Genomic DNA, 12,869 nt, shown 5'->3' with positions numbered 1-12,869 from the left:
CCGGCTCCCTGCACCCGGCTCCCCGCATCCGCCCCACCATCAACACTTCGCCGTTCTCCGTCGCCCATACGGCACCCTAAATGGACATCGCGCGCAACCATTGTCGTTCCCCTTCCCCGCCCGAAATGCCTAAAATAACGGCTGGGATAATCAGGATTCGTGAGGATGGAATATGACCAAGAACTCAATGACGCACGCGCCACGCAGCCGCCGTCTGATCGCGGCGATCGCCGCCGGTGCCACGCTGCTCACGCTGGGCGCGTTTCCCATGGGGGCCATGGCCGCGGACGATGCGACCAATGAGACGCAGATCGAGGACAAGGCGCTGACCGACGCGTTGCAGCACATTCAGGACACGAACGAGCAGATCAAGCAGGATCTCCAGACCCAGAAGGACCGTCTGGACGAGGTCCACAACAACATTCACGAGGACGCCGACGCCATCCGTCAGCATCACGAGCAGGTGTGGCAGGATCTCCAGAACGCGCGCGACGACGTCAAGCAGACCATCGAGACGGCGAACTCGGCCAAGCATCAGGCCGCGCAGAACATCCATGAGGACGTGCAGAACGGCATTGCGCACACGCAACAGGTGCTCAAGATTCTCCAGCAGTTCCACGACACGGTCACCAAGGACATCGACGACGCGTTCAAGAACCTGCAGGACGACTGGGAGCACGCGCAGAACAATCACGACGCCATGAAGGACGCGTTGCAGAAGGAGCACGACCGTCTGCAGGCCAACATCGACAAGGCCGTGGACCAGCTCGTCAAGGACCTCAACGACGCCGGCGAACACAGCGACCAGCTGCACGCGGCCATCCAGCAGATTCACGATGCGCTCAAGCAGGACATCGACAACGTGTTCGAACAGCTGGGCAAGGACCTCGATCAGGCCGGCAAGAACCACGACCAGTTCGTCTCCGACCTTCAGGAGGCGCATGACACGCTGACCGGCGCCGTGGACGACGCGCTCGCCACGCTGCACACCGTGCACGAGCTCGTGCACTCGGATGCGACCGACGCCAAGCAGCACATCAACGCCCTGCTCGCAGACCTCAGGACCGACCACGACGCCATCAAGCAGTCGCACGACGATTACATCGCCGCACGCCAGCAGTGGCACACCGACTTCACGCAGGCTCTGGCCGACGCGGCGAAGAACGCCGGAACCACGGTCACGCCGGCGGGCAGCACGGCCTCCGGAACGGCTTCCGACACGGCCTCCCCCGCCACCGCCTCCGGTGCCGACGATTCCGCCGCGGGCAACGGCTCGGCGTCCGGGTCCGGCTCCGACTCAACGAATTCCGCATCCGGCGACGATTCGCTCGCAGCCCGTCTGGCCGGCACGTCCGGCGACACGGACGAGCATTCGCAGCAGGCACTGGCCACCACCGGCGTGGCAATCTCCGGCATCTGCGCGCTGGCCCTTGCGCTGGCGGGCGTCGGCTACCTGTTCAAGCGCCGCGCCGCCGCCAAGCGCACGCACACGCACGCCGAGCGCTGACTCCGGCTCTGCCGCCGCTGCGCGCGCATAACGCGATCGGCCCAACCTGCGTCTCCGTTGTTGCAGGTTGGGCCGATCGTGCAATGATGCGATTCGTACCGCCGATCAGGCGAACCGATCAGGCGTAGATGTTGCGCGGGCGCATGTCTGCCGGCAGCCCCTCCAGCAGGTGGGTGACGGACCGGGACTCGAACACCGAGCGGATGCCGGCGGCCAGCAGCGGGGCCACGGACAGCACGGTCATGTTCGGCAAACGCTTCGATTCGGGCACCGGAACGGTGTCCATGAGCACGATCTCGCGCGCCCCGCACTGGGACAGGCGCTCCACGGCCGGGCCGGACAGCAGGCCGTGCGTGGCCACCAGCGTCACGGACTTGGCTCCCGCATTGCGCAGCGTGCGGACGGCCTCGCAGATGGTGCCGGCCGTGTCGATCATGTCGTCCACCACCACGCAGTCGCGGTCCAGCACATCGCCGATGATGCCGTGGGCCTCCGCATGGTTCGGGCGCGTGATGTCGCGGCTCTTGTGGATGAATGCGAGCGGCAGGTTACCCAGACGCGCGGCCCACTGCTCGGACACCTTGATGCGGCCGGCGTCCGGGGAAACGACGGTGGTGTTCTCCAAGGGCATGCTGCCGCGCACGTAGTCGAGCAGCACGGGCATGGCGGTCAGATGGTCCACGGGACCGTCGAAGAAGCCCTGCTCCTGGGCCGCGTGGAGGTCGACGGTCATGATGCGGTCCGCGCCGGCCGTACGGAACAAGTCGAACATAAGCCGGGCGGTGATGGGCTCGCGGCCCTGATGCTTCTTGTCCTGACGGGAATAGCCGAAGAACGGGGCGACAACGGTGATGGAACGGGCCGACGCACGCTTGAGGGCGTCGATCATGATGAGCTGTTCCATGATCCACTTGTTGATCGGGTCGGTGTGCGCCTGCAGCACGAACACGTCCTCGCCGCGCACCGGCTGGGCGAAGCGCACGTACATCTCACCGTTCGCGAAGTCGTACGCCGTGGTGGGGAACAGTTCCACGCCCAGGCAACGGGCGACCTCCTGAGCGAGCTCGGGATAGGCCCGGCCCGTCACCACCGCCAAACGCTTCTCGGGCACGCCTTCCAGGACTGCAGACATACGACCTCCGCTTCGATGTGTCTCGTTACCGCCTATTCACTATAGCCGTAGGTCCGGTCGGCGTACGGCCGCATTCACGAAGTTGCCGCGAACCCGTTCGATGCCGGTTCACCGTCCCACATGGTGGGAGGCGTGCCGGCGGGTCAGAGGCGGCCGATCAGGCGGCCCTACGCTTCTTGGTCGCCTGCATGGCCACGTACAGCGAGCGGATGAGCAGGAACGCCAGATAGGCGGCGAACAGGTACTGACCCGCCACCGGAGAGACCGCCCCGGCGATCCACGTGCCGAACGGCGTGATGCACGCCGCCACGATGCCAATGATCAGCCCGGCCTTGAAATGCACCATCTTGCGCCGCACGTTGGCCACGGTGGTGGTGATGGAGTTCGGGAACATGGCGAGCAGTGAGGTGCCGCGGGAGATCAGGTCGGATGCGCCGAACAGGATGGATAGCGACGGCACCGCGAGCGCGCCGCCGCCGATGCCCAGCAGCCCGGCCAGCACGCCGATCACCACGCCGAGCAGCACCAGGCAGATGCCGGTGACGACGGTCATGTCGATGGTGGAGACGCGTGAGGGCGTGAAGATGAGCTGGTTGACGATCACGAACACCAGAAAGGCCACGAACGCCCAGCGCAGCACGAGTTCCGGTAGCTTGGACAGCAGCCAGCTGCCGATCTGCCCGCCGAAGAACATGCCGCAGAACAGCAGCAGCGCGGCCAGCCAGTCGACGTTGCCGTTGAACGCGTAGGAGACCACGCCGGAGATGGACGTGGGGATGATGGCGAGCATGGACGTGGCCGCCGCATGCCGTTGGGTGAGCCCGAGCCAGACCAGCGCGGGCACGATGATGGTGCCTCCGCCGATGCCGAACAGGCCGGACAGGATGCCCACGAGCACACCCACCGCAACCAGCACCGCAATGCCGCGCGGCGATTCGTCCAGCTTGTTCTCCTCGTCAATCGCGCTCGTTGCCGCCGCGCTCTTCGCATTCTTTGCGCCCGTCACTTCCGCTTTCGCCTCCGCCATAATCTGGTCACCTCGCCAACTCGCGTTGCGTGTGTGATCGCGTGTTTGCCCGCACGCGCTCTGATCTTGCACGCTTGCTCTCTTACGCGCTCGATCATGCACGCTCGATCGCCAGCCTCAGTCTAGTCGCCGCCCGACCCTGCACGCGCGCGGAATATCGGGAATATCGGCATATCGGGAATATCGGGAATATCGCATGATCGGTCCAACCTGTGCCCCCTGATTCGCAGCTTGGACCGATCATGCGAAAAATCGCCCTCCGGAGGCCCGTTTTTTCGCATGATCGGTCCAACCTGCATTGCGGGGCGCACAGGTTGGACCGAATGGAAGAAAATTGCCGAATCGGACGGGCGCATGGCATACGGACCGACGGGTCGATCCGGGCCGAGGAAGTGCCGGGACGGTGAGGACGCCCGCAGCAGTGCCATGCCCGGCATAGCCAGCACACAAACCGTAAGAAAAGGAGCCTAAGGCACCGCAAAAGTTCCTATAGCCCCGAACTTGCCATCCCTACGGTCTCGCTCGTGACAGTGCCGATTCTCCCGACGCCCGGCCTTGGACCGTGCCGCCCCGGCGGTCCCGCTCGCGGCCCAAAAAGAGAGAACCCGGCAGGTGGGTGACCTGCCGGGCAGAGAAAGGAGAGAAGAAGGAAGATTCTATTGTCGGGGGCTGCGACCCCTGATCAGTGGATTGCTGCATTCCGCTGACATGGAACAGTATGGCAGGCCTACCTGAGCGCAGCAGTCATGTTTCCTGAAAGAAGTCTGACAATTCAGGCGAAGGACCGGCAACCGCACACGGCCGGGAATTGAGCGGACCTGCGGGCGCGGGGTACACTGAAAAGCGCAATCGTCACCGCGAAGGAGAACCATGCTGCTGTCCGACCATGACATTCTGGCCGCCCACGACGAGGGGCACATCTCGCTTGACCCGTGGACACCGGAAATGGTGCAGCCCGCGTCGATCGACGTGCGGCTCGACCGGTTCTTCCGCCTGTTCAACAATCACGCCTACACGTACGTGGATCCGGCCGAGAATCAGGGTGCGCTGACCGAGCAGTTCGAAGTGAAGCCGGACGAGCCATGGATCCTGCATCCGGGCGAATTCGCGCTCGGCTCCACGTGGGAGTACGTGAAGCTCGACGCCACCATCGCCGCACGTCTGGAAGGCAAGAGCTCGCTGGGCAGGCTCGGCATCCTCACGCACTCCACCGCCGGATTCATCGACCCGGGCTTCGAGGGGCACATCACGCTGGAGCTCAGCAACGTTTCCACGCTGCCGGTGAAGCTGTGGCCGGGCATGAAGATCGGCCAGATGTGCTTCTTCCAGCTGAGCTCGCCCGCCGAGCATCCGTACGGTTCCAAAGGCACGGGCTCGCACTATCAGGGCCAGCGCGGCCCCACCCCGAGCCGCTCCTACATCAACTTCTACAAGGCGGACGTGGACGACTGACCGCGTTGACTGGCGGGGCCTCCTCCTCCGCCGCCAACGCTCGCGGTTCCGTCTGGACTGGTCAAGCCGGTCAGAGTCAGGCCAGTCCGCCATTCAGACTGCCGCACCGTGCCGTCGAACCAGCCTGCGAGACGCGCCTGCGCGTCGCTTGTGCTGGGCCATCCGTCGTCACCCGTCCGCGTGGCGACCCTCACGTCCATGCGTGCCGCTCGCCCGCGCACCTCACCAACTATCCGGATTTTTCCGACGCGCAGTGCCACGCCCTTCCCTCCGTTAACCCTCCCGGATGCCTTCGCGCCCCATTTTGTAAATCTGTTACAAAACAGGTCTCGGACGGACCGGTTCGCGACCATCTTTGTAAATCTGTTACAAGATTTGCCTCGAACCGCACCGTTCAGCCCGCGCATGGATTTGCTCATGTACGGATTGGGCAGCGCAGCCCAGCAACCCAGACACGCACCCCAGTCGCATCACATTACGGGCTGTGCGGGCCGAAATTGCCGATTCGCAGCACTATCGGGTCGCAAATCGGGCGAAAAACGACCCGGAAGTGCTGCGAATTGCGGATTTCGGCCCGCACAGCCCGTAATTCGGAGCTCCACGGCATCGGGCGGCCGTACACTGCAATGCGAAACTGCCGGGCCAGCCCCGGGGGAAATCAGCCGGGGAAATCACCACGGATTAACCCCAAGCCGATTCCCTCGAGCCAACCCGAGAGCCAACCCGAGAGCCAGTCGGCTCAGCCCGCAATACCGCGGCGCTTATCCACCGCACGCAGCACGAGCTTGCGCAGCTCGGTGGCAATGAGCACGAACGCCGCCAAGCCGATGCATTCCAGCCAAGCCGTGAGTCCGAGCGGCGTGGTGCCAAACGCGGCGTTGAGGAACGGCACGTAGATCACCAGCAGCTGCAGGGCGATGGAGATGCCGATCGCACCCCACAGGTACTTGTTGGCGAACAAGCCCACGAAGGCGCTCTGCTTGGAGGAGCGGGAGGCCAGCGCGTTGAACAGCTGGGCGAACACAAGGATCGTGAAGCCCATGGTACGGGCCTCCACCATCTGCGCGTCGTGGCCGAGCGCGTCCACGGAGCGGTCGGTGAACAGGCCGCCGGCCAAATGCATGTCCATGCCGATGAGCGTGACGGCCGCCATGATGAGGCCCACGAAGATGATGTCTCCCCACATGTCCGCGTCGATCACACGGTCGGTGAGCTTGCGCGGCCTGCGGTTCATCACGTCCTCGGTCTGTGGGTCCACGCCCATGGCGAGCGCGGGAGCGGCGTCGGTGAGCAGGTTGATCCACAGCAGCTGCGTGGCAAGCAACGGCACGGTCACGCCTTCCACGCCGGGCTGGCTGATGCCCAGGAAGCCGGCGAGCATCACGCCGCCGAACACGGTGAGCACCTCGCCCACGTTGGAGCTCAGCAGGTAGCGCAGGAACTTGCGGATGTTGTCGAAGATGCCGCGACCCTCGCGCACGGCGGCCACGATGGTGCTGAAGTTGTCGTCCGCCAGAATCATCTTGGCGGATTCCTTGGTCACCTCGGTGCCGGTGATGCCCATGGCCACGCCGATGTCCGCGGTCTTGACGGCCGGGGCGTCGTTCACGCCGTCGCCGGTCATGGCCACGATGTTGCCCTGACGCTGCAGGGATTCGACGATCTTCAGCTTGTGCTCCGGGGCCACACGGGCGTAGACGGACACCTCGCCGGTGGCCTTGTCGAACGCGGCGTCGCCCTGCGCGGCGAGCTCGTCGAGCTGGTCGCCGGTCAGCGCCCTGCCGCCCTTGTCGATGATGCCCAGATCGGAGGCGATGCGCGCGGCGGTCAGCGGGTGGTCGCCGGTGATCATGACCGTGCGGATGCCGGCCCGGTGCGCTTCGGCCACGGAATCGCGGACTTCGGTGCGCGGCGGGTCGATGATGCCCACCATGCCGGCCCAGATGAGGTCGGATTCCACCACGTCGGACTGTTCGGCAATGTCCGTCACCTGTCCGGCGGCGTTCACGCGAATGCCGGGCACGGCGGCCAGCGAGTCGGTTTCGAGCGGACGGTACGCCTCGCCGAGAGTGCGGTACGCCTCGCCGGAGAGACGTTCCACGGTGGCGAGGATGGTCTGCCGGTCGCCCTCGGTGAGCGGGCGGATCTGACCGCCCACGGCGATGCGCGTGCAGTAGCCGAGCAGCACGTCCGGAGCGCCCTTGGCGAACACGGTGAGCCGGTCGCCGTCGGTGCCGTCCTTGGCGATGACGGACATGCGCTTGCGTTCCGAGGTGAACGGCACCTCGGCCACGCGGCTGAACCGGCCGTAGTCCTTGAGTGCCTTGATCTTGCGCGCGGCCACCACGAGCGCCACCTCGGTGGGGTCTCCCACGATCTCCCACTTGCCGTTCTCCTCGCGTAGGTCGCCATCGTTCGCCAGCGCGCCGGCAGCCACGGTGGTCACGGCTTCGATGCGCAGCGGGGAGTCGGCGGGCAGATCGTTGCCGTTCAGGTCCACCATCTGGCCCTTGGGCGCGTAGCCGGTGCCGGTCACCTGCACCTCGCCGGACGGGGTGACGATGCGTTCCACGGTCATCTCGTTGCGGGTGAGCGTGCCGGTCTTGTCCGAGCAGATGACGGACGCGGAGCCCAGCGTTTCCACGGAATGCAGCTTCTTGACGATCGCATGGTGCTTGGCCATGCGCTGCACGCCGAGCGCGAGCACCACGGTGAGAATGGCGGCCAGACCTTCCGGCACGGCGGCCACAGCGAGCGAGACGGCCAGCAGCAGCGAGTCGATCACGTCCTGCAGCGAGTGGAAGCCGCTCATCACGGCGAGGGCCACGAGCACCAGCACGGCGATGATGCACACCGCGATGCCGAGGATCTTGGCCACGCGGTCCATTTCCTTCTGCAGGGGGCTGTCGTCGTCCTCGGTCTTGGCGAGCATGTCCGCGATCTTGCCGACCTGCGTGTTCATGCCGGTGCCGGTCACGATCGCGCGGCCGGTGCCCTGCGTGACGGACGTGCCGTTGAAGATCATGTTGGCGCGGTCGCCGAGCGCCTTCGCGGCCGCCAGCGTGTCCGGCTTCTTGCCCACGGGCACGGATTCGCCCGTCAGGCTGGCCTCCGCGATGCGCAGCGATGCGGCGGCGAACAGACGGCCGTCCGCGGAGACGCTGTCTCCCTCGGCGAGCACGAGCACGTCGCCGGGCACCACGTCCGCGGTATTGATGCGCACGATCTTCCCGTCGCGCAGCACGCTGGTCTGGGGTGCGGCCATCTTGCTCAGCGCGTCGACGGCCTGCTCGGCCTTGGCTTCCTGAATGTAGCCGAGCACGGCGTTGAGGATCAGGATGAGGACGATCACGATCGCGTCGAACGGCAGCGCCTCGCCGCCTTCGCCGTGCGATCGCTCGATGAACCATGCGACCAGCGAGATGCCGGTCGCCACGAGCAGCAGGTAGACGAGCGGGTCCTGGAACTGCTGCAGGAACTTCTTCCATTTGGGTACGGGCGGCGCGCCGGCCAGCTGATTGGGGCCGAATTCCTCCAGTCGCCGCTTGGCTTCCGCAGCGCTCAGACCCACGTTCGGGTCCATGTTGAGCGCACGGGCAACGGCCGCCGCGTCGGTCAGCGACGGGTCGGCAAGGGTGGATTGATCGTTCAAGGCCTGGGCCATGATCGGTGCTCATTGCTCCTCGGTATGCCGCGGAGTATTCAACGTCGTGCGGTCTCGTTGCCGCTCGCGTTGCGCGGTTGTGGTCCGCGACGCATGTGCGCCGCGTTGACACCCATTATGGCATACATGGTTTACCCACCGGTGAACGACGGGGCCGCACCCTGTCGGGTTTGCCGTGATCGCCGGCCGCTCGCGCCGCGCGAATTCCCGGGGTGCTGGGACAATGGACGGCATGGCATTGAAGAAAGGACCGACCAAAGGGTCGGGTGGCAAGCATCGCAACAAGCTCAGGGGGCACGGTCCCACGCCCAAGGCGGAGGACCGCGTCTATCACAAGGCGTTCAAGGCGAAGAAGGTCGCGGAACGCCGCAAGGCCGCGGATCCGCGTCTGGCCGCGCGCCGCAGGGCCTCGAAGTTCATTTCGGATTCCGACGAGCTGGTCTACGGCCGCAACTCGGTGCTGGAGGCGCTGCGCGTAGGCGTGCCGAGCCTGCAGCTGTACCTCGCCGCGCGCATCGAGCATGACGACCGCACGCGCGAGATCGTCAAGCTGGCCGGCGCCTCCGGTCTGCACATTCTGGAGGCCGATCGCCTTGAGATGGATCGCATCGCGAGGTCCGGCAACCATCAGGGCGTGATCCTCAAGGTGCGGCAGTACGAGTACACGCCGCTCAACCAGCTTGTGGATCAGGCGGACCGCAAGGCCAAGGCCATGGAGGGCGTGGGCGGTCTGGCCCGCATGCAGGCGCGTCCCCTGTTCATTGCGCTGGACGGTGTGACCGACCCGCAGAACCTCGGCGCGGTGATCCGTTCCGCGGCGGCATTCGGCGCAAACGGCGTGATTCTGCCGGAACGCCGGTCCGCTTCGGTGACGGCCGCGGCGTGGAAGGTGTCCGCGGGCGCCGCGGCCCATCTGCCCGTCGCGCGCGTGGTGAACCTCACCAAGGCGTTGCAGTCGCTGCACGAGCGCGGCTACTATTCGGTCGGTCTGGACGGCGGCGGCAGCGCGCTGGTGGGCGAAACCGGCTTCGAGACCGACCCGCTCGTGGTGGTACTCGGCTCGGAGGGCAAGGGCCTGAGCCGTCTGGTGCGTGACCAGTGTGATGCGATCGCCGGCATTCCGATCAGTTCGGTGGTCGAATCGCTCAACGCGTCCGTGGCGGCCGGCATCAGCCTGTATGCCGTGGCCAACGCCCGTCGCAAGGCGGCCGAGCAGTAGACCTTGACTTCTTTGTGTAATGGGTTTGCTCAGGCTGTTCTGAACAGATCCATTACACAACTGGCCATATCCGGCTCATCCGGCCGTAGCGCGCAGATACTCCCTAAGGAAGGGAATGACGAAATCCACGTATCCGCGACCTGCGCCCTTGATGACATGGTCGTCAAGTAACCGTTGACGGTAAACATTGGCATAGTCCATGCTTTCCCCAATTCGCCGTGCAACGGCAGAAGTCGAAGAGGGCCCGTCATCTTGCGCCATGGCCTTCAGATAATCGACCGCACGCGCGGAAAGATGCTTCACAACCGGCGCACACACTCCTTCTCCGAGTTTGGCACGAGCCTGATCAATGCCATTACGAACATCCTCGGCAAGAATGGCGTTCCCCAGACCGTCGGTACGACGACGCGCCTGACGCCAAATGTGGTATCCGACCAGTTGAATCATGTACGGGTACCCTCCGGTGGCGTTGGTGGCCATGTCCAGAGCCGGATCATCGATCCGCACACCGGCCCCGCGGATCGTGTCCGCCAGTGCCTCACGGACATCGGGCAACGGCACATCGCCTAATTCCTTCATGGAAGCGCGCCGCAGGAAGGTCAGCACCTTCGCGTTCAGGAGGTCTGACGTCAATGACGGAAGGCCTGCGAAAACAAACGCGATCTCCGCATTGTCCCGCAGCATGTGCTGAACGGAGGTCGCTATAGCGGTCATGTCCTCCAACGAGGCATCCTGAGTCTCGTCGATGGTAATCAGCAGTCCTTTGTCTTTCCCTAAAGTGCGGAGACGCGCGCTCATTGCATCACGCAGCGTGGAAGGGCGTAATGCGGGCGTGACCGTCAGTTCGCCCAAGCTGATTCCCATAACCGACGGTTTAAGCGTGGCGTCGGCTATTCGCCCCGGCTTCGGCGCAATACGGTCGATGAGCCGCTCGCAAAGGCCCGACGACGCCGTTTCGTCAATGACGGTCCAGCCACGTTTTGAAGCAATATGGCCCAATTCCGTAAGCATAACGGTCTTGCCGCTGCCTCTTGCCCCGGTAACCAGCATCAACCTGTCCGGGGCGCCTGGCCCATCATCCAGTCCCTCCGAGAAATCGGCGCTTACCGCACCCCGCCCGATCAATACCGGCGGCATTACACCGGCGGTCGGTTTGAACGGATTGGCAGGAAAACTCATCGACACCCCCATCTCGTCCTGCAGTCCCAACTTCGCACCTGCATCAGCGTCATCGATAAGCACACATTATAGAACAAATAGAACAAATAGAACAGCCTCGACGAACCTGCTCAGTCTGCGTACGTCTCCGCCGCAGACTGAGCAGGTCCGATGGCTTGGGCCAAGCCGGCCCAACAACGGCTCAGTGGGACCAGACGGCGGCATCCGGATCGTCGTCCGGGTTGTAGCCGGCGTCCGGATCGTCCGGATCGTTGTAGGTGGACTCGTCGTCGATCACGCCGGCGTCGGCTTCGTCGTTGAGCTGTTCCATGGTCTTGGGATCGATCTTGTAGTTGGGCAGCACGGTGGCGATGTAGCTTTCCACCGCCTCGGCCATGGGCACGTCGTGGCCGGCCTTCTCCGCGAGGAACCAACGGTGGTCGAGCACCTCGTGGAAGAACTGCGCGGGCTCGATCTGCGAGCGGTATTCCTTGGGGATCATGCGTACGGTCGGCTCGAACACCTCACGCATCCAGTCCGTGGCCACGATCTCCAGATCCTCGCCCTCGCGCCACGTGGAGGCACGGTAGGCGTCCAGATCGTTGAGCAGACGGCGTGCCTGGTTCTCCTGCACGTCCAGACCGGTCAGGCGCAGCAGCTTGCGGGAGGCGTAGCCGGCGTCCACCACGCGCGGGCGCACAAGCACACGCTTGCCGTCCTCCGCGGTCTTCATTTCCAGCTCGTCCACGTCGAAGCCCAGATCGTTGAGCTTGTTGACGCGCTTCTCGATCTTCCACATCTCGTCGGGGCCGAACTTGTCGGTGTCGGTCAGCGTGCTCCACAGCGAGTGGTAGCGCTCCACGAGGCGGTTGCCCACCTCCACCTCGTCCACCTCGTCCGGCAGCAGCTTGCCGGAGCTCAGATCCATGAGTTCGCCGATGATGTTAGTGCGCGCCAGATCAATGTCGTATTCGCGCTGGCCATCCGTCAGCGCCGGGTGCAGGTCACCGGTTTCGGCGTCCACCAGCCACGCGGAGAACGCATAGGCGTCGCGCAGGAACAGCACGTTGGACAGGGAGACGTCGCCCCAGTAGAAGCCGGCCAGATGCAGGCGGACCATGAGCACGGCCAGCGCGTCGATGAGTCGCTCGGCGGTGTCGGTGCGCAGGTTGCGGGCGAACAGGGCGCGGTACGGCAGCGAGAACTTGAGGTGCTTGGTCACCAGAATGGCTTCGAGCGGTTCGCCGTCATGGTTGTGGCGTCCGGTGACGACGGCCACCGGGGACACGCACGGCAGTTCGAGCTTTTCGAGCCGGCGCAGCAGCTCGTACTCGCGCTCGGCCACCTGCCGGGTGATTTCCTTCATGGCGTAGACCTCGTTGCCCACGCGCACGAAGCGCACCACGTGGCGGGAGATGCCTCGCGGCAGGTTGGCAAGCAGCTCCTTGGGCCAGGTGGCCAGCGGCTGCTCCCAGGGCAGCGTGAACATCTTCGGGTTGGACACGGACGCGGTGATGGTCAGTGCCGTGGGTTCCGTGGCGGGGGACGCGTCCTCAGCTTTGACGGACGTGGCCTTGGCGGCTCGCGGATCGAGTTGGTTCAGATCGATTGCAGGGGTCATCATGCTCCTCATGATAAGAAAACCCCCGCACATCGATTGTGCGGGGGTCACTTTAACGAGGCGGATAGAGAGGAAGAGAGTCGCCTCGA

The 12,869-nt window shown here is 64.8% G+C and carries 8 protein-coding genes; 3 read left to right on the top strand and 5 right to left on the bottom strand.

Annotation, left to right across the window (positions count from 1 at the left end; all coding sequences use genetic code 11):
- The first annotated feature begins 172 nt into the window (after nt 1–172).
- Complete coding sequence (locus AC1AZA_RS04700; protein WP_476513591.1) at nt 173–1,507, top strand: hypothetical protein; 1,335 nt, start codon at nt 173–175, stop codon at nt 1,505–1,507.
- Nucleotides 1,508–1,625: 118 nt separating this feature from the next.
- Here the strand turns inward: AC1AZA_RS04700 and AC1AZA_RS04695 are convergent, their stop codons facing one another.
- On the bottom strand, nt 1,626–2,639 hold the full coding sequence (locus AC1AZA_RS04695) for a ribose-phosphate diphosphokinase (protein ID WP_476513590.1): 1,014 nt from the start codon (nt 2,637–2,639) through the stop codon (nt 1,626–1,628).
- 157 nt (nt 2,640–2,796) lie between these two features.
- Nucleotides 2,797–3,666: a sulfite exporter TauE/SafE family protein gene (locus tag AC1AZA_RS04690; protein ID WP_476513589.1), complete on the bottom strand. Its 870-nt coding sequence runs from the start codon at nt 3,664–3,666 to the stop codon at nt 2,797–2,799.
- Nucleotides 3,667–4,536: 870 nt separating this feature from the next.
- On the opposite strand from AC1AZA_RS04690, the gene dcd reads away from it, so the two are divergent.
- Nucleotides 4,537–5,118, top strand: coding sequence for a dCTP deaminase (gene dcd / locus AC1AZA_RS04685; RefSeq protein ID WP_476513588.1), 582 nt, complete (start codon nt 4,537–4,539; stop codon nt 5,116–5,118).
- Between the two features lie 739 nt (nt 5,119–5,857).
- Here dcd and AC1AZA_RS04680 read toward each other — a convergent pair.
- On the bottom strand, nt 5,858–8,782 hold the full coding sequence (locus AC1AZA_RS04680) for a cation-translocating P-type ATPase (RefSeq protein WP_476513587.1): 2,925 nt from the start codon (nt 8,780–8,782) through the stop codon (nt 5,858–5,860).
- 232 nt (nt 8,783–9,014) lie between these two features.
- On the opposite strand from AC1AZA_RS04680, the gene rlmB reads away from it, so the two are divergent.
- The gene (gene rlmB, locus AC1AZA_RS04675) at nt 9,015–10,001 is read left to right on the top strand and encodes a 23S rRNA (guanosine(2251)-2'-O)-methyltransferase RlmB (protein WP_476513586.1); all 987 of its coding nucleotides are present in this window, start codon (nt 9,015–9,017) and stop codon (nt 9,999–10,001) included.
- A gap of 75 nt (nt 10,002–10,076) precedes the next feature.
- On the opposite strand, the gene AC1AZA_RS04670 is transcribed toward rlmB, so the two are convergent.
- A complete protein-coding gene (locus AC1AZA_RS04670) occupies nt 10,077–11,243 on the bottom strand; it encodes an ATP-binding protein (protein ID WP_476513585.1) in 1,167 nt (388 codons plus the stop codon).
- A 118-nt stretch (nt 11,244–11,361) separates the two neighbouring features.
- Nucleotides 11,362–12,780 carry a DUF4032 domain-containing protein gene (locus tag AC1AZA_RS04665; protein ID WP_476513759.1) on the bottom strand — a complete coding sequence of 473 codons (1,419 nt, stop codon included), beginning with the start codon at nt 12,778–12,780 and terminating at the stop codon, nt 11,362–11,364.
- Nucleotides 12,781–12,869 lie beyond the last annotated feature (89 nt).

Source organism: Bifidobacterium sp. LH_389, assembly GCF_056357235.1.
The sequence above is the reverse complement of the archived record's forward strand: the minus strand, read 5'-3'. Positions and strand labels throughout refer to the sequence as shown.